Below are 15,806 nucleotides of genomic sequence, written 5' to 3' on the forward strand. Positions count from 1 at the left end.
CATGGCGTGAGGCGGCTTGGCCTCGGTCGCCCCCGCGTTTACTCCAGTCGTCACGATGAGCAAACCCCCGACCGGAGACCGGCCCTCCTTCTTCGACGAAGGTGCGCGCGTGGGCGTGCTGACCACCCAGCCGCTCGACCGGGTGCTTGACTATCTCGCGCCCGAGGGCGGCTGCTGGGCGGGCGCCTTCGTGGAAGTGCCGCTTGGCCCGCGGCGGGTGACGGGCGTGGTCTGGGGGCCCGGCGAGGGCGACTTTCCGGCGGCGAAGCTGCGGCAGGTCAACCGCGTGCTCGACGCCGCGCCCATGCGCGAGGAGTTGCGCAGCTTCCTGATCCGGGCGGGCGAATACACGCTGACGCCGCTTTCCGCCATGCTGCGCCTGGCCACGCGGGTGCCGGGGCTCGGCGATCCGCCCTCGATGCGCAAGCTCTACAGGCCCGGCGCCGCGGAGCCCGCCCGGATGACCGACGCGCGCGCCCGCGTGCTGGAGACCCTCGAGGCGCAACCCGGCCTGACGCTCAAGGAGCTGACCGACGCCGCGGGCGTGTCGCCCTCCGTCGTCAAGGGGCTCGTCGCCCGCGGCGCGGTGGAGGAGGTGGACACGCCGCGCGACACGCCGTTTCCGCGCCTCGATCCCGACGCGCCCGGCAAGCCGCTGACCGAGGATCAGGCGCGGGCGGCAGGGGCGCTTTGCGCGGGTCTGCGCGCGGGCGGCTACGGCACGACGCTTCTGAAGGGCGTGACCGGATCGGGCAAGACGGAGGTCTATCTGGAGGCGGTCGCCGAATGCCTGCGGCAGGGGCGGCAGGCGCTGGTGCTTCTGCCCGAGATCGCGCTCACTGCCGAGTTCATCGCGCGGGTCGAGGCGCGATTCGGCGCCCGGCCCGCCGAGTGGCATTCCGGCGTCACCATGGCCGAGCGGCGGCGCGCGTGGCGCATGGCCGGCGAAGGCGGCGCGTCGATGGTCGTGGGCGCGCGATCGGCCCTCTTCCTGCCCTTCCGCGAGCTCGGGCTCGTCGTCATCGACGAGGAACACGACACCTCCTACAAGCAGGAGGAAGGCGCGCTCTACCACGCGCGCGACATGGCGGTGCTGCGCGCCTCGCTCGCGGGCGCGCGGGTGGTGCTGGCCTCCGCCACGCCCTCGCTCGAGACATGGGCCAACGCCGAGGCCGGCAAGTATGCGCGGCTCGACCTGACGGCGCGGTTCGGCCCCGCCGCCCTGCCCGCGATGCGCGCCCTCGACATGCGCGCCGAGACGCTGCCTGCCAACCGCTGGATCTCGTCCAAGCTGGCGCGGGCGGTCGAGGCGCGGCTTGCGGCGGGCGAGCAGGCGATGCTTTTCCTCAACCGCCGCGGCTACGCGCCGGTGACGCTCTGCCGGGCCTGCGGGCACCAGATCGGCTGCAAGCACTGCGACGCGCGGATGGTCGAGCACCGCTTCCTGAAGCGCCTCGTCTGCCACCAGTGCGGAGAGAGCGAGCCCATTCCCGCCGCCTGCCCCGCCTGTGGCGCGGAGGACCGGCTGGCCCCCGTCGGTCCGGGTGTGGAGCGGCTGGCCGAGGAAACGGCGGAGCGGTTCCCCGACGCGCGCCTCGCGGTACTGAGTTCGGATCTTTTCGGCTCGGCGCGCGCGCTCAAGGAAGAGATCGCGCGCATCGCCGAGGGCGGCGCCGACATCGTGATCGGCACGCAGCTCGTGGCCAAGGGCCACAACTTCCCGCTGCTTACGCTGGTGGGCGTGATCGACGCCGATCTCGGCCTTCAGGGCTCGGACCTGCGCGCGGCCGAGCGCACCTTCCAGCTGATGCGGCAGGTCGCGGGGCGCGCCGGCCGGGCCGAACGTCCGGGCACGGCGCTGCTGCAGACGTTCCAGCCCGAGCACCCGGTGATCCGCGCGATCCTGGCCGGCGACGAGGAAGGGTTCTGGCGCGCAGAGGCGGCCGAGCGCGAGGCCGCTGGCATGCCGCCCTACGGGCGCATGGCCGGGATCATCCTCTCGGGTCCGGAGTTGCAGGAGCTCTTCGATCTCGGCACCGCGCTCCTGCGCGCCGACGCGCCGCTGCGCCGCGTGGGCGCGCAGGTCTTCGGCCCCGCCCCCGCGCCCATCGCGCGCATCCGCGGCCGCCATCGCGTGCGGCTGCTCGTGAAGGCCCCGAAGAGCGCGGCGCTTCAGCCCGCGCTCGCGGACTGGGTGGGCCAGTTCCCGGTGAAGGGGGAGCTGCGCCTCGCCGTGGACATCGACCCGCAGAGCTTCTTCTGAGCGGTGGCGGTCAGGCCGGCTGCGCCAGCCCCCGCTGGTCCACCAGAAGATCGGTCAGCATCGCGCCGATCCACATACAGAAGAGCGCGGTCCAAGCCGTGGCCACGAAGATCGAGCCGCCGGTGACGCCCGCGCCGATGGCGCAGCCCCCCGCCAGCATGCCGCCGAAGCCCATCAGCGCCGCGCCGATCATCGCCTTGCGCATGTTGACCTCGTTCTCGAAGCCCTGAAACTTCAGCTCGCCGGCCCACCAGGCCGCGGCAAAGGCGCCGAGAAAGACGCCCGGGACAAGCCCCACGTCGAACTCCAGCAATGCGTAACGGTCCAGCGTGAACATGAGCGTGCGCGCCGACGGGCCGGTGAAGGTGACGCTCTCGATCGGCACCGGCTCGAAGGCGATCTGGCTGAGCGCGAAGGTGAAGACCCAGCCCACCGCCACCGCGAAGCCCACGCCGGAGGCGAAGACGAGCCACGAGACACCGATCCGGTTGCGCCGCGCGATCTCGAGCGCGAGGACGGCGAACCCCGCGCCCAGCGCGAGTCCGCCCCATTGCGGCAGCCCCGCCCAGGTCAGCAGGTTCACGTTCTGCCCACCCTCGGTGATCCAGAGCGCGGCAAGCCGGTCGCGCGCCGGGGCGAGCCAGCCCGAAAGCGTCATCTGCGCCACCACCGCGAAGATCAGGCCGGAGACGACCGAGCGCAGGTTGCCCGTGGCGGCAAGCACCAGAAGCCGCCCGGAGCAGCCCCGCGCCAGCACCATGCCCGCGCCGAACATCAGCCCGCCGATGATCGCGCCCGACCAGCTTCCGGGCACGGCCATCATGCGCGCGTCCTCGGGCCGCATGAAGCCCAGAAGCGCGGCGGCCTGCACCCAGACGAGCGCGGTGGAGAAGGTCAGAAGCCAGACCGCCACCCTGTCGCCCATCGCGCCGCGGGCGAATTCCACGGTCGCCGCGCGCAGGCAGAAGCGCGAACGCTGCGCCGCCACACCGAAGATCACACCGGTCGCAAGCCCGAAGAGCGCCGCCGCCGGGCCTTCGCCGATCCATTCCACCAGCGGGATGATGTCCATGTTCTGCGCCTTCATCGACAGTTCGAAATCATCGTGGCACCCTGAACCTTCCGGCGCGGTCCCGCCTTGATGCAGATCAGACGGCGGCGCGGCCTTGGATGAGGGCCCCCGCGCCCGCACGTAACCGCGATCGTGAACAGGATCACCTCGAGGGGCCGGGTGCGTCGGCGTCCCGCAACGGCGCGCCTCATCCTCGCGGTCTCGCGCTCGGACCCGGCCGCAAGCCTCCCCGCGGCACGCCGGATGCGCAAGCTTCGGGGCGCGCGCGGCCGAGCGCGCTCGAAAACGACGCGGGCCGTGTCGCGCGCGGGCGCGAGCCGCCTTCCGGCACCGCATAAACGCCGTCTCCAGGAGCGGAGAAGGGTCGCGCGATGAGCGAGTTGCAGAACATCGATGAGGTCATCGCCGGCGCGATGAAGGTGCGCCCCCAGGCGCCCGTCGTGGTGGATTGCGCCCAGGCGCCGCTCGAGCACGACCAGGCGGGCGGCTTCGGGACCGTCCGCTGGCGCACGCTCATCTGCGCCGACCGGACACCGAGCGACGAGATGGTTCTCGGCGTGGCGGAGTTCGGCCCGGGCGACCGGCTGGAGCCGCATCGCCACAGCCCGCCCGAGCTCTATTTCGGCCTCTCCGGAGAGGGCACGGTCTGGATCGAGAGCGAAACCCACCGGATCGCGCCGGGCGTGGCGATCTACATCCCGCCCCGCGCCGAGCACGCCGTCGAGGGCGGGCCGGATGGGCTGCGCTTCGCCTACGGCTTCCCGCGCGCGCGCTTCGTCGACGTCGACTACAGCTTCTCGGGCATGGCAGAGGCCGACTGACGCGGCGCCGGCCGCCGACCTCCCGGGCCGCCTCTCGCCAAGCGGCACGAGGCGGCGTATAGCCCAAGGATGCGTCTTTCCCGCCTCTCCCCGGGCTTCGTCCCGCTCGCCGGGTCCGGCGAGCTGCCCGCGTGGCGGCGGCCGGTGGCGCTCTTGTTCCTCATGGCTGCGGCGATGCCCATCGCCTTCGCCACCTGGTCTGCGCTTCTGAACAACTTCGTGGTCGAGATGGCGGGCTTCGACGGCTCGGACATCGGCTGGCTGCATACCGTGCGCGAGATCCCGGGCTTTTTCGCCATCGGGGTCATCGCGCTCATCATGTTCATCCGCGAGCAGGTGCTGGCGCTGGTCTCGCTCATGCTCCTCGGCGCGGCGACGGCGATCACCGCGTGGTTCCCCAGTCTCGGCGGGCTTCTTGTGGTCACGATGCTCTCCTCGATCGGGTTCCACTACTACGAGACGGTGAACCAGTCGCTGCAACTGCAATGGCTGCCCAGAGACCGCGCGCCGCAGATGCTGGGCTGGCTGGTCGCCGCGGGCTCGGGCGCGACGCTCGTCGCCTACGGCGCGCTCGTGCTGACATGGCGCGCCTTCGATCTGAGCTACACCGCGGTCTACCTCGCCGCCGGCGGCACGACGCTGGCGCTCGCCACGCTCGCGCTGTTTCTCTACCCGCAATTCGAGGCGCCCGACCCGCAGGTGAAGCGCATGGTCCTGCGCCGGCGCTACTGGCTCTACTACGCGCTGCAGTTCATGTCCGGCGCGCGGCGGCAGATCTTCGTGGTCTTCGCGGGCTTCATGATGGTGGAGCGTTTCGGATTCGAGGTGCACCACGTGGCCGGCCTTTTCCTCGTGACGCTCGTGGTGAACATCGCCGCCGCGCCGCTCATCGGCCAGGCGGTCGCGCGCTGGGGCGAGCGGCGCGCGCTGATGGTGGAATACGCGGGGCTCGCCTGCGTCTTCCTCGCCTATGGCGGGATCTACTGGTTCGGCTGGGGCGTCGCGCTCGCCGCGGTGCTCTACGTGATCGATCACGTGCTCTTCGCCATGGCGCTGGCGCTCAAGACCTATTTCCAGAAGATCGGCGACCCGGGGGATATCGCGCCCACGGCGGCGGTCGCCTTCACCATCAACCATATCGCGGCGGTCTTCCTGCCCGCGGCGCTCGGCTATCTGTGGCTGATCTCGCCCGGCACGGTCTTCGGCCTGGCCGCGGGCATGGCCGGGATCTCGTTCCTGCTGGCCACGCTCATTCCACGCCATCCCGAGCCGGGGAACGAGACGGTGCTGGCGCGGCCGCTGCCCACCCCGGCGGAGTGACGCCGTGACCGCGGCGCAGGGGCGGTTCCTCGACGGGCCGACAATGGGCCACGTGGTGCGCATGACGCTCACCGGGGCGACCGGCATCACCTTCGTCTTCCTCGTGGACGCGGCCAACCTCTTCTGGATCTCGCGGCTGGGCGAGCCGGTGCTGATGGCGGCCATCGGCTTCGCCTTCGCGATCCAGTTCTTCTCGGTCTCCTCCGGTGTGGGCCTGATGATCGCGGCCACCGCGCTCGTCTCGCGCAGCATCGGCACGGGCGAGCGCGCCGCCGCGCGCGAGCAGGCGAGCGCCGCGGCCATCCTCGCGGTGGCGACGCAGGCAGGGGTGGCCGCCCTGGTGGTGGGGTTCCGCCACGACCTCGTGGCCCTCGCCGGCGCCGAGGGCGAGGCGGCGCGGCTCGCTGCGCGCTACCTCGCCCTCTCGGTGCCGTCGCTGGCCTTCATGGCCGCCGGCATTGTGGCGACCGCCGCGCTGCGCGCGGAGGGCGACGGCGCGCGGGCGATGTACGTCACGCTGATCTCGGGCTCGGTGGCGCTCGTGATCGACCCGGTGCTGATCTACCGGATGGGCCTCGGCCTCGACGGCGCGGCGGCCTCGGTGGTGATCACCCGCGCCGTGCTCTGCGGCAGGGGCCTTCTCTTCGCGATCCGCGCCCACGACCTCCTGGCGCGGCCGCGCCTCCACGCCCTGCGCGAGACGTGGCGGCCCTATTTCGCCATCGCGCTGCCGGCCATCGCGACGCAGATGTCCACGCCTTTCGGCAACTACGTCATCACCGCGGTCATCGCGGGTTTCGGGGACAGCGCCGTCGCCGCCTGGGCGGTGATCTCGCGGCTCACGGTGGTGGCGTTCGGCGGGCTCTTCTCGCTCGCCGGCGCGATCGGGGGCATCTTCGGACAGAACTACGGGGCGGGGCTCTACCCGCGCCTGCGCAGCGCCTATCGCGACGCGCTGATTTTCGCGGCAGGCTACGCACTCGTCGCCTGGGCGGTGCTCGCCGCGGCGAGCGATCCCGTCGCGCGCGGCTTCGGGCTCGATGCGGAGGGTGCGCGGGTGCTGCGCGCCTTCACCCATCTCGGCGCGGGCGCCTTCGCGGTCTCGGGCGCGCTCTTCGTCGCAAACGCCGCCTTCAACAGCCTCGGGCGCCCCGGCCGGGCCACGCTGGTCAACTGGGTGCGCGACGGGGTGCTCACCTACCCCGCCGCGGCGGGGCTCGGAGCCGTTCTGGGCGCGGCGGGGGTGATCTACGCCCAGGCGCTCGTCGGCGTTCTGGCGGGCGCCGCGGCGGGGTTCTGGGGATGGATGTTCCTGCGCGGCCTCGACGCGGCGCCGCGTCCGGCGCTTGACCCTGCGATCCGGCGGGCCTACCGCGATCCCAACCGCTACAGGAGGCGCTGATGCCCACCTTCACCGCTCTGACGACCCTGCCGGGGCGAGAGGCCGCCGAGGCGCTCGGCGACGCGCTCGAGACGCTGGAGCCCGCCGCCAGCGGCGTCGGCGTCTTCGAGATCGAGGACGGGTCGGGGCTTTGGGAGGTGGGCGGATACTTCGACGCCGCGCCCGACGACGTGGCGCTGGCGCTGCTGGCCGCGGCTCATGGCGCGAGGCCCTTCGCGGTGTCGGAACTTCCCGAGACCGACTGGGTCGCGAAGGTCCGGCGCGAGCTTTCGCCGGTGCGGGCCGGGCGCTTCTTCGTGCACGGCGCGCATGACGCGGACACCGTGCCCGAAGGCGCCGAGGCGCTGCTGATCGAGGCGTCCATGGCGTTCGGGACGGGCCACCACGGCACGACGCAAGGCTGCCTCGCCGCGCTCGACGCGCTGGCCCGGGACGGCGTCGTGCCCTCCGCGGTGGCCGATATCGGCTGCGGAACGGCGGTTCTCGCCATGGCGGCGGCGCGGCTCTGGGGCGGCGCGTCGGTGATCGCCTCCGACATCGACCCGGTCGCGATCGACGTGGCCGCCGCCAATCTCGCCGCGAACGACCTGTCGGACCGGGTGCGGCTGGTGGAGGCCGCAGGGTTCGAGCATCCCGCCCTCGACGCCGCCGCGCCCTTCGACCTCGTTCTCGCCAACATCCTGAAGGGCCCCCTCCTCGCGCTGGCCCCCGACATGGCCGCGAGGACGGTGGTCGGCGGGCACGTGATTCTCTCCGGGCTTCTCAACGAACAGGCCGACGAGATCGTCGCGGTCTACGCGCGTGCGGGCTTCGAAGCCCTGTCCCTGGAAAAGATCGGGGACTGGACGACGCTTTGTCTTCGCCGCGCGCCATAATTGGCCCCACGATACAACGCGTTGAATCGATCTTCCTTATTTCCGCCACATTTTTGTCCTAGAAATCTGGCACTCCGGTGGGGGCAAAACCCGGAGGCTGCCATGGCCTTTCTAGAGTTCGACCGCAGGTTGCGTCGAATAGAGCGCAAGCATCGCCGCATGTCCAACGGCCGCGTCGCCGTCGTGGACGACAACGGCCTGATCACCTATCGCGCGCGCCGGCGTGCGCCGCGCCTGCCCTTGCGCGGGCTCTTCCTGCTCGCCATGGGGCTGCTTGCGTTCAAGGGACTCGTGCTGACGCATCTGGGGGCGCAGACCTACGACCTCCGCATCGAGGCGCTGAAGTCCGGCACCGTGGTCGAGCAGGCCGGCGCCTGGCTGATGCAAGCCGACCCGGTGACCGTCTGGATTTCCGAGAACGGCTGGTCGCGCATCTTCTGATCGCGCCCGGGCATGAAAAAGCCGCGCCACCCGGAAGGTGACGCGGCTTTATCGTCGTGCCTGCGACGACGGTGCGGCAGGTCGCTCAGTAGCGACGGGCGCTAACCGTGTCGATGTCGGCGCGGCTGAGGCCGATATCGTCCAGTTCGCGATCGCTGAGGCGCGACAGCGCCTTGCGGGTCATGCGCGTGTCGTTCCATGCTGCGAGCGAGCCGAGCAGGGAAGCGAACCCGGGGGCGATACGGCCGGCATTTCCAGCCGTTCCGATGCGCGGGCGGTTGGTGTCGAATGCAGCCATACCTGTGTTTCCTTCTACATGCGTGCGTTCGGAGGCCCTGCCTCCACGACGCGAATTATGCCGCGCGGCAGGGCCCCGCAAGCCATGGTGACGGCATGGGTCCCATGCGATTTCCGCATAGGTCGGGAAGGGCGCAAACCGCTGATAAAACGGTAGGAATTTGCCGGGTCCGGCGTCGCTCCCAAGCCTGCAGATGTCGTGATCGGGCCATTGCCGGCCATTTGCGGCGCACCCCCGGCAAGGGCGCGCGCCACGCCTTTGCGCTTGGCTCGTGTTCGCGTTTCGTGCTAGTGGGACCGGAACGCAACAAGAGCAGGTGAAAATGCGGGTTCTGGGGATCGATCCGGGCTTGCGGAACCTCGGCTGGGGCGTGATCGAGGTCTCGGGCAGCCGACTCTCCCATCTCGGAAACGGCGTCTGCCGCTCGGGCGATGGAACGCTCGCCGCACGTCTGCTCACGCTTCACGACCAGCTCTCCGACGTGATCGCCCGCTTCGTCCCCGAGGAGGCCGCGGTGGAACAGACCTTCGTGAACAAGGATGGCGCCGGCACGCTGAAGCTTGGCCAGGCGCGGGGCGTCGCGCTTCTGGTGGCCGCCCGCGCCGGGCTCGAGATCGGCGAATACGCGCCCAACCAGGTGAAGAAGACCGTCGTGGGGGTGGGCCATGCCCAGAAGGAGCAGATCGCCCACATGGTACGCCTGCAACTGCCCGGCGTGGATCTCGCCGGGCCGGACGCGGCCGACGCGCTCGCCGTCGCCATCTGCCACGCGCATCACGCGCGCGGGCGCCGCCTGCGCGCCGCAGCGGGGATCGGCGCATGATCGGGCGGCTGGCCGGACGGATCGAGTACCGCGCGGAGGACCACGTGCTGATCGACGTGCGCGGTGTGGGCTATGTCGTCCAGTGCTCGGAACGCACCATGGCCGCCCTGCCCGGCCCGGGCGAGGCGGCGGCGCTCTGGACCGACCTTCTCGTGCGAGAGGACCTGCTGCAGCTCTACGGCTTCCTGACGCTGGCCGAGAAGGAGTGGCACCGCCTGCTAATGAGCGTCCAGGGCGTGGGCGCCAAGGCGTCGCTTGCGATGCTCGGCGCGCTCGGCGCGGACGGGGTCAGCCGCGCCGTGGCGCTCGGCGACTGGACGGCGATCAAGGCGGCCAAGGGCATCGGCCCCAAGACCGCCCAGCGCGTGGTGAACGAGCTCAAGGACAAGGCGCCCGCCGTGATGGCGCTCGGCGCGGGCATGGCGGCGCCGGCGCAGGTCACGGAGCCGGAGCCGGCACCGGAGTTCGCCGACGCGCCGCCCGCCCCCACCCCGGCGGCCGCGGCGCAGGCCGCCGGCGCGCAGGCAGAGGCGCTCTCGGCGCTCGGCAATCTGGGCTACACGCCCGGAGAGGCCGCCCAGGCCGTGGCGCAGGCCGCCGGCGAGGCGCCGGAGGCCGACACCGCTGCCCTCATCCGCGCCGCGCTTCGGCGCCTCGCGCCGGGAGGCTGAGCGATGCAGAGTGGCCGCCAACCCCTCGCCCCGCCTGACCCTCGCGCCGGTGCGCGCGCATGACGGGCCCCGATCCAACGCTGCGGCCCGACCGGCGTCCCGAGGACGCGGACCGCGCACTGCGGCCGCTCTCGCTCGACGAATTCGTGGGCCAGGCCGAGGCGCGCGCCAACCTGCACGTGTTCCTGCAATCCGCGCGCACGCGCGGCGAGGCGATGGACCACACGCTCTTCCACGGCCCGCCCGGCCTCGGCAAGACGACGCTCGCGCAGATCATGGCGCGCGAGCTCGGCGTGAGCTTCCGCATGACCTCGGGGCCGGTGCTCGCCAAGGCGGGCGACCTCGCCGCGATCCTCACGAACCTCGAGGCGCGCGACGTTCTCTTCATCGACGAGATCCACCGGCTGAACCCCGTGGTCGAGGAAGTCCTCTACCCGGCGATGGAGGATTTCGAGCTCGACCTCGTCATCGGCGAAGGTCCGGCCGCGCGCACCGTGCGGATCGAGCTTCAGCCTTTCACGCTCGTCGGCGCGACCACGCGGCTGGGGCTTCTGACGACGCCGCTGCGCGACCGCTTCGGCATCCCCACCCGGCTTCAGTTCTACGAGGTGGCGGAACTGTGCGAGATCGTGTCGCGCAACGCGGTGAAACTCGGCGTGGCCATCGACCCCGACGGCGCGGAAGAGATCGCGCGCCGCGCCCGCGGCACGCCGCGCATCGCCGGGCGGCTTCTGCGGCGGGTCGTCGATTTCGCGGTGGTGGAGGGCGACGGCCACGTGACGCGCACGCTGGCCGACGGGGCGCTGACCCGGCTCGGGGTGGACGGGCTCGGCCTCGACGGGGCGGACCGACGCTATCTCCGGCTCATCGCCGAGAACTACGCGGGCGGCCCCGTCGGGATCGAGACCATCGCCGCGGCGCTCAGCGAAAGCCGCGACGCCATCGAGGAGGTGATCGAGCCCTACCTGCTGCAGCAGGGCCTGATCCAGCGCACGCCGCGCGGGCGGATGCTGGCCGGCAAGGGCTGGGCGCATCTCGGCCTTCCCGCGCCCCGCGATCCCGGCCAGCCGGGACTCTTCGAGGCGTGAGGGTTTCCGCCGCCGGCCGGAGGGTCTAGGTCACGCGCATGGACGCCAAGGATATCGAAGCCCTCTTCACGCGGTCGGATGGCCAGTATCTCTGCGCGCGCTGGGGCCGCCCCATCGCGCCGGTGGTGTTCGGCGTGGACGCGCCGACGCTCGAAACCGTGAAGGGCGCGGCCGAGGCGATCACCGCGCTCGCGGGCCACCCTATGGCCGAGACGGACCCGGAACTCGGCGTGAACCTGATGGTGTTCTTCTTCCGCGACTGGCAGGAGTTGCCCGAGGTGCCGGGGCTCGACCGGCTGGTGCCGGATCTCGGCCCGCTGGTCGAGCGCCTCGCGCGCACGGGCGCCAACCAGTACCGCCTCTTCCGCTTCGACGCGGAGGGCGGCATCAAGGCGGCCTTCGTCTTTCTGCGCATCGACGCGGAACTCTCGGAGGTGCCCGCGCAGACGCTCGCGCTGGCGCAGATGGCGCAGACCATCCTGCTGTGGTCCGACACGGCCTTCACCGATACCGCCCCGCTTGCCCGCGCCGCCGACGGGACGGTGATCCTGCGCCCCGAGATCGCGGGCGTGATCCGCGCGGCCTATGATCCCGTCATGCCGGTCGCGGCGACGGACCCGTCCCACGCGCTGCGGCTGCACGCACGGCTGTCGCGGCCGGCCTGACCGGCCCGCCGCGGCCGATCGCGGACCGTCACCGCCTCAGCCGTAATGGGCCACCGGCGTGCCCGCGATGGCCGCCATGTTCAGAAGCCCGCGGGCCGTGATCGAGGGGGTGACGATATGCGCGCGGTTGCCCATGCCCATGAGGATCGGCCCCACCTCGAGCCCCTTGGCGCGCATCTTTAGGATGTTGCGCACGCCCGAGGCGGCGTCCGCGTGGGCGAAGACCAGAACGTTGGCCGCGCCCTTCATCCGGTTCCCGGGGAAAACGCGGGCCCGCAATTCCGGGTCGAGCGCGGCGTCGATGTTCATCTCGCCCTCATAGGAGAAATCCGGAGCCTCGGCGTCGAGGAGTGCCATCGCCTCGCGCAGCCGCGCGCCGCTGCCGTCGGTCATCGAGCCGAACTGCGACTGGGCGCAAAGCGCGATGTTGGGCTCTATCCCGAAGCGGCGGACATGCCGCGCGGCGCCGATCGCGGTCTCGGCGATCTGCGCCGGGGTCGGCTCGGCATGGACATGGGTGTCCGAGATGAAAAGCGGCCCGTCCTCCAGGATCATGAGCGACAGCGCGCCGTGCGGGCGCAGCCCGCCCCGTCCCAGAACCTGCGAGACGTAGTTCAGATGCCAGCGGTATTCCCCGAAGGTGCCGCAGATCAGGCTGTCGGCCTCCTCCCGGTGGACCATCACGGCGCCGATCGCGGTGGTGTTCGTGCGCATGATGGCCCGGGCGAGATCCGGGGTCACGCCGCTGCGGCACATGATCCCGTGGTAGGTCTCCCAGTAGTCGCGGTAGCGGGGGTCGTTCTCGGGATTGACGATCTCGAAATCGCGGTCGGGCCGGATTTCCAGCCCCATGCGCTCGCAGCGCCGGTCGATCACCTCGGGCCGGCCGATCAGGATCGGCGTCTCCGTCGTTTCCTCGAGGATCGCCTGCGCGGTGCGCAGGACGCGCTCGTCCTCGCCCTCGGCGAAGACGATGCGCCGCCGCGCCGTGGCCGCCGCCTCGAAGACCGGCCGCATGAGGAGCGCGGAGCGATAGACCGACGCGTCGAGCCGCCGGCGGTAGGCATCGAGATCCTCGAGCGGGCGGACCGCCACGCCCGTCTCCATCGCCGCCTTCGCCACGGCGGTCGAGACCACGCCGGACAGCCGCGGATCGAACGGTTTCGGGATGAGGTAGTCGCGCCCGAAGGTCAGCTTCTCGCCCTGGTAGGCCGCCGCCGCCTCCGCCGAGGTCGTCTGGCGGGCGAGTTCCGCGATCCCCTCGATGCAGGCGATCTGCATGGCGTCGTTAATCTCCGTCGCGCCCACGTCGAGCGCGCCGCGGAAGATGAACGGAAAGCAGAGCACGTTGTTGACCTGGTTGGGAAAGTCGCTCCGCCCGGTGGCGATGATGGCGTCCGGCGCGACCTCGCGCACCGCGTCGGGCAGGATCTCGGGCATCGGGTTGGCCAGCGCGAAGACGATCGGCGGGTCGCTCATCCGTGCGACGTGATGCGGCTTCAGCACGTCGGGGCCCGAGAGGCCGAGGAAGATGTCGGCCCCCTCGATCACGTCGTCGAGCGTGGCCGGCCCGCCCGGCTGGGCAAAGGCGGCCTTCTGGGGCGTCATGTCCACCTCGCGCCCCTCGTGGACGAGGCCGTGCAGATCGACAAGCCACACGTTCTCGCGCTTCAACCCGAGCTTCAGCAGCATGTTGAGGCAGGCGATCCCGGCCGCCCCGCCCCCCGTCGAGACAAGCTTGATGTCCTCGAAGGACTTGCCCGCCACGCGCAGCGCGTTGGTCGCCGCCGCGCCCACCACGATCGCGGTGCCGTGCTGGTCGTCGTGGAAGACCGGGATGTTCATCCGCGCGCGGCAGATCTGCTCGACGATGAAGCAGTCGGGCGACTTGATGTCCTCCAGGTTGACGGCGCCGAAGGTCGGCTCGAGCGCGCAGATGATCTCGGCCAGCTTCTCGGGGTCGGGCTCGTTCACCTCGATGTCGAAGCAGTCGATCCCGGCGAAGGTCTTGAAGAGAACCGCCTTGCCTTCCATCACCGGCTTGGAGGCCAGCGCCCCGATGTCGCCGAGGCCCAGGACCGCCGTGCCGTTCGAGACGCCCGCCACCAGGTTGGCGCGGGCGGTGTAGCGCGATGCCGCCGTTTCGTCCTTCACGATCTCGAGGCAGGCCTCCGCCACGCCGGGGGAGTAGGCGCGGGCGAGATCGCGGCCGTTGGCGAGCGGCTTGGTCGCCCGGATTTCCAGCTTCCCGGGTTTCGGCTCGGCGTGGTAGAGCAGCGCCGCCTCGCGCAGCGTCTCGCGGGTGGGGTCGGTCATCTCGCCTCTCCTCCGGCCTTTGGTTCAGCGTTAAACCACCACCAGCCGCCTGAAAAGCCGCCCGCTGCCACGCCGGGCCGCGCGCGGCGCCCTTGTGCCGCCGCTCCGACGCGGTAGGCTGTCCCGGCGCGCCGATGGCCGCCCCTGCCGATGCCGCCCCCTGGGGGGGGGGCGGTCCGATAGGGGCGGAGACACGGCGGAAGGAGGACGACATGTGCGGGTTCGTGGCGCTCTGGAACATCGGCGACGAGGCGCTCGCCCAGAAAATGGTGACGAAGATCGCCCATCGCGGGCCCGACGCGGTCGAGGTCGTGCGGGGCCGCGGCGCGCCGGTGGTGATGGCGCATTGCCGGCTTTCGATCATCGGACCCGAGGACGGCCGCCAGCCGATCTATGACGCGGGCGATCTTCTGGTCGCCAACGGCGAGATCTACAATCACGCCGACCTGCGCGCGATCCTCGGTGAAAGCGCCTTCGAGACCGAAAGCGACAGCGAGTCGATCCTGCACCTCTTCCGCGCGGGCGAGCTGCGCTGGGTCTCGCGCCTCGACGGGATGTTCGCCTTCGTCCTGGCGACGAAAACCCGGATCATCGCGGCGCGGGATCCGCTGGGCATCAAGCCGCTCTACATGGCGCGGATCGGCGAGGGGCTGGCCTTCGCCTCCGAGCTCAAGGCCTTCGACGGGGTGGCGCTGGACGCGGTGGAGTCGATCGGGCCGGGCATGCTCTACGACAGTCGCGACGGGCTCCGGCAGTGGTATCGCACGCCCCACGGCGCGGCGGAGGAGGAGCCCGGCCTCGACATCGAGGCGGTGGCGGGCGAGCTGCGCCTCGTGCTCGAGGAGGCCGTGGCCAAGTGGATGCTCGCCGACGTGGAGGTGGGCAGCTTCCTCTCGGGCGGGCTCGACAGCTCGATCATCGCCGCGCTCGCCGCGCGGCTCTCGCCATGCCCGCTCAAGACCTTCGCCGTGGGCACGGAGGGGAGCGACGATCTGCGCGCCGCGCGCGAGGTGGCGCGGCATATCGGCTCGGACCACTACGAGGATGGCTTCACGCCGGAAGACGTCGCGCGGGTTCTGCCCCATGTCATCTACCACCTGGAATCGGCCGACGTGGATCTGGTGCGCTCCGCGGTGCCCACCCATTTCGCCGCGCGCCTCGCCCGGCGGCACGTCAAGGCGGTGCTGACCGGCGAAGGCGCCGACGAGCTTTTCGCGGGCTACACCTACCACCACGCCTATGTCGATCACCCGCGTGAGCTGGCCGACGAGCTCACACGCTCGCTCAACGCGATGCACAACATCAACCTCCAGCGGGTGGACCGCGTGACCATGGCCGAAAGCTTGGAGGCGCGCACGCCCTTCCTCGACCGCGACCTGATCGATTTCGCGCAGTCGATCCCGGCGACGCTCAAGATGCGCCGGACAGATCCGGCGGCGCGCGAGTCCACCGGCGAGACCACGGAGAAGTGGATCCTGCGCAAGGCGGTGGCCGACCTGCTGCCCGAAAGCCTCGTCTGGCGGAAGAAGGCGCAGTTCGATGAGGGATCGGGCCTTGTCGCCGCTCTCGACGAGGCGCTCCGGATCGTCACCGGATCCTCCGCGCCGCTCGACCGGGCGGCCGAGGGGGCACTCTACGAGCGCCTGCTGCGCGAGGCCTACGAGACGCCCGAGCGCATCCTCGCGCAGGCGGGCACATGGGAGAGCGCGGAGCGCGTGACCGCCGGCTGAGCCCCCTTGCATCCCACCCGC

General features: G+C 71.3%; 14 protein-coding genes. 11 read left to right on the forward strand and 3 right to left on the reverse strand.

Going from position 1 to position 15,806, the window contains the following annotated elements; genetic code table 11:
* Positions 1 to 55: 55 nt before the first annotated feature.
* A complete protein-coding gene (locus AB6A65_RS04015) occupies positions 56 to 2,263 on the forward strand; it encodes a primosomal protein N' (RefSeq protein ID WP_371037067.1) in 2,208 nt (735 codons plus the stop codon).
* A 10-nt stretch (positions 2,264 to 2,273) separates the two neighbouring features.
* Here the strand turns inward: AB6A65_RS04015 and AB6A65_RS04020 are convergent, their stop codons facing one another.
* The gene (locus tag AB6A65_RS04020) at positions 2,274 to 3,335 is read right to left on the reverse strand and encodes a YeeE/YedE family protein (protein WP_371037068.1); all 1,062 of its coding nucleotides are present in this window, start codon (positions 3,333 to 3,335) and stop codon (positions 2,274 to 2,276) included.
* A gap of 371 nt (positions 3,336 to 3,706) precedes the next feature.
* On the opposite strand from AB6A65_RS04020, the gene AB6A65_RS04025 reads away from it, so the two are divergent.
* The 5 genes from AB6A65_RS04025 (at position 3,707) to AB6A65_RS04045 (ending at position 8,194) form a co-directional block, all read left to right on the forward strand.
* Positions 3,707 to 4,156 (forward strand): cupin domain-containing protein, encoded by a 450-nt coding sequence (locus tag AB6A65_RS04025; RefSeq protein ID WP_371037069.1) that lies wholly within the window; start codon positions 3,707 to 3,709, stop codon positions 4,154 to 4,156.
* A gap of 69 nt (positions 4,157 to 4,225) precedes the next feature.
* Positions 4,226 to 5,476: an MFS transporter gene (locus AB6A65_RS04030; protein WP_371037070.1), complete on the forward strand. Its 1,251-nt coding sequence runs from the start codon at positions 4,226 to 4,228 to the stop codon at positions 5,474 to 5,476.
* Positions 5,477 to 5,480: 4 nt separating this feature from the next.
* Entirely contained in the window at positions 5,481 to 6,878 is a 1,398-nt protein-coding gene (locus AB6A65_RS04035; protein WP_371037071.1) for an MATE family efflux transporter, read from the forward strand.
* On the forward strand, positions 6,878 to 7,753 hold the full coding sequence (locus AB6A65_RS04040; RefSeq protein ID WP_371037072.1) for a 50S ribosomal protein L11 methyltransferase: 876 nt from the start codon (positions 6,878 to 6,880) through the stop codon (positions 7,751 to 7,753). The genes AB6A65_RS04035 and AB6A65_RS04040 overlap by 1 nt, the downstream gene beginning before the upstream one ends.
* Before the next feature lie 102 nt (positions 7,754 to 7,855).
* On the forward strand, positions 7,856 to 8,194 hold the full coding sequence (locus AB6A65_RS04045; protein WP_371037073.1) for a hypothetical protein: 339 nt from the start codon (positions 7,856 to 7,858) through the stop codon (positions 8,192 to 8,194).
* A gap of 85 nt (positions 8,195 to 8,279) precedes the next feature.
* Here the strand turns inward: AB6A65_RS04045 and AB6A65_RS04050 are convergent, their stop codons facing one another.
* Positions 8,280 to 8,492 (reverse strand): DUF1127 domain-containing protein, encoded by a 213-nt coding sequence (locus tag AB6A65_RS04050; protein ID WP_371037074.1) that lies wholly within the window; start codon positions 8,490 to 8,492, stop codon positions 8,280 to 8,282.
* A 322-nt stretch (positions 8,493 to 8,814) separates the two neighbouring features.
* On the opposite strand from AB6A65_RS04050, the gene ruvC reads away from it, so the two are divergent.
* Genes ruvC through AB6A65_RS04070 form a run of 4 tightly spaced genes read left to right on the forward strand, consistent with a single transcriptional unit; the run spans position 8,815 to position 11,739 of the window.
* Complete coding sequence (ruvC, locus tag AB6A65_RS04055) at positions 8,815 to 9,315, forward strand: crossover junction endodeoxyribonuclease RuvC (protein ID WP_371037075.1); 501 nt, start codon at positions 8,815 to 8,817, stop codon at positions 9,313 to 9,315.
* Entirely contained in the window at positions 9,312 to 9,986 is a 675-nt protein-coding gene (gene ruvA, locus AB6A65_RS04060) for a Holliday junction branch migration protein RuvA (protein ID WP_371037076.1), read from the forward strand. Before ruvC ends, ruvA begins: the two co-directional genes overlap by 4 nt.
* A 59-nt stretch (positions 9,987 to 10,045) precedes the next feature.
* A complete protein-coding gene (ruvB, locus tag AB6A65_RS04065) occupies positions 10,046 to 11,074 on the forward strand; it encodes a Holliday junction branch migration DNA helicase RuvB (RefSeq protein WP_371037077.1) in 1,029 nt (342 codons plus the stop codon).
* 38 nt (positions 11,075 to 11,112) lie between these two features.
* Positions 11,113 to 11,739, forward strand: a complete 627-nt coding sequence (locus AB6A65_RS04070; RefSeq protein WP_371037078.1) for a hypothetical protein — start codon at positions 11,113 to 11,115, stop codon at positions 11,737 to 11,739.
* A gap of 36 nt (positions 11,740 to 11,775) precedes the next feature.
* Here the strand turns inward: AB6A65_RS04070 and AB6A65_RS04075 are convergent, their stop codons facing one another.
* Positions 11,776 to 14,055 (reverse strand): NADP-dependent malic enzyme, encoded by a 2,280-nt coding sequence (locus tag AB6A65_RS04075; protein WP_371037079.1) that lies wholly within the window; start codon positions 14,053 to 14,055, stop codon positions 11,776 to 11,778.
* A 212-nt stretch (positions 14,056 to 14,267) separates the two neighbouring features.
* Here AB6A65_RS04075 and asnB point away from each other — a divergent pair, with 212 nt between their 5' ends.
* Positions 14,268 to 15,785 carry an asparagine synthase (glutamine-hydrolyzing) gene (gene asnB / locus AB6A65_RS04080; RefSeq protein ID WP_371037080.1) on the forward strand — a complete coding sequence of 506 codons (1,518 nt, stop codon included), beginning with the start codon at positions 14,268 to 14,270 and terminating at the stop codon, positions 15,783 to 15,785.
* Positions 15,786 to 15,806 lie beyond the last annotated feature (21 nt).

The sequence above is a fragment of the Rhodosalinus sp. FB01 genome (genome assembly GCF_041365715.1).
GTDB lineage: Bacteria > Pseudomonadota > Alphaproteobacteria > Rhodobacterales > Rhodobacteraceae > Rhodosalinus.

What these genes read in the sequence shown, in the direction of transcription:
- ruvB (WP_371037077.1), top strand. Translation starts at nt 10,046, where the DNA reads ATGACGGGCCCCGATCCAACGCTGCGGCCCGACCGGCGTCCCGAGGAC.
- AB6A65_RS04030 (WP_371037070.1), top strand. Translation starts at nt 4,226, where the DNA reads ATGCGTCTTTCCCGCCTCTCCCCGGGCTTCGTCCCGCTCGCCGGGTCC.
- AB6A65_RS04025 (WP_371037069.1), top strand. Translation starts at nt 3,707, where the DNA reads ATGAGCGAGTTGCAGAACATCGATGAGGTCATCGCCGGCGCGATGAAG.
- AB6A65_RS04045 (WP_371037073.1), top strand. Translation starts at nt 7,856, where the DNA reads ATGGCCTTTCTAGAGTTCGACCGCAGGTTGCGTCGAATAGAGCGCAAG.
- asnB (WP_371037080.1), top strand. Translation starts at nt 14,268, where the DNA reads ATGTGCGGGTTCGTGGCGCTCTGGAACATCGGCGACGAGGCGCTCGCC.
- AB6A65_RS04040 (WP_371037072.1), top strand. Translation starts at nt 6,878, where the DNA reads ATGCCCACCTTCACCGCTCTGACGACCCTGCCGGGGCGAGAGGCCGCC.
- AB6A65_RS04070 (WP_371037078.1), top strand. Translation starts at nt 11,113, where the DNA reads ATGGACGCCAAGGATATCGAAGCCCTCTTCACGCGGTCGGATGGCCAG.
- AB6A65_RS04050 (WP_371037074.1), bottom strand. Translation starts at nt 8,492, where the DNA reads ATGGCTGCATTCGACACCAACCGCCCGCGCATCGGAACGGCTGGAAAT.
- AB6A65_RS04020 (WP_371037068.1), bottom strand. Translation starts at nt 3,335, where the DNA reads ATGGACATCATCCCGCTGGTGGAATGGATCGGCGAAGGCCCGGCGGCG.
- AB6A65_RS04015 (WP_371037067.1), top strand. Translation starts at nt 56, where the DNA reads ATGAGCAAACCCCCGACCGGAGACCGGCCCTCCTTCTTCGACGAAGGT.
- AB6A65_RS04075 (WP_371037079.1), bottom strand. Translation starts at nt 14,055, where the DNA reads ATGACCGACCCCACCCGCGAGACGCTGCGCGAGGCGGCGCTGCTCTAC.
- ruvC (WP_371037075.1), top strand. Translation starts at nt 8,815, where the DNA reads ATGCGGGTTCTGGGGATCGATCCGGGCTTGCGGAACCTCGGCTGGGGC.
- ruvA (WP_371037076.1), top strand. Translation starts at nt 9,312, where the DNA reads ATGATCGGGCGGCTGGCCGGACGGATCGAGTACCGCGCGGAGGACCAC.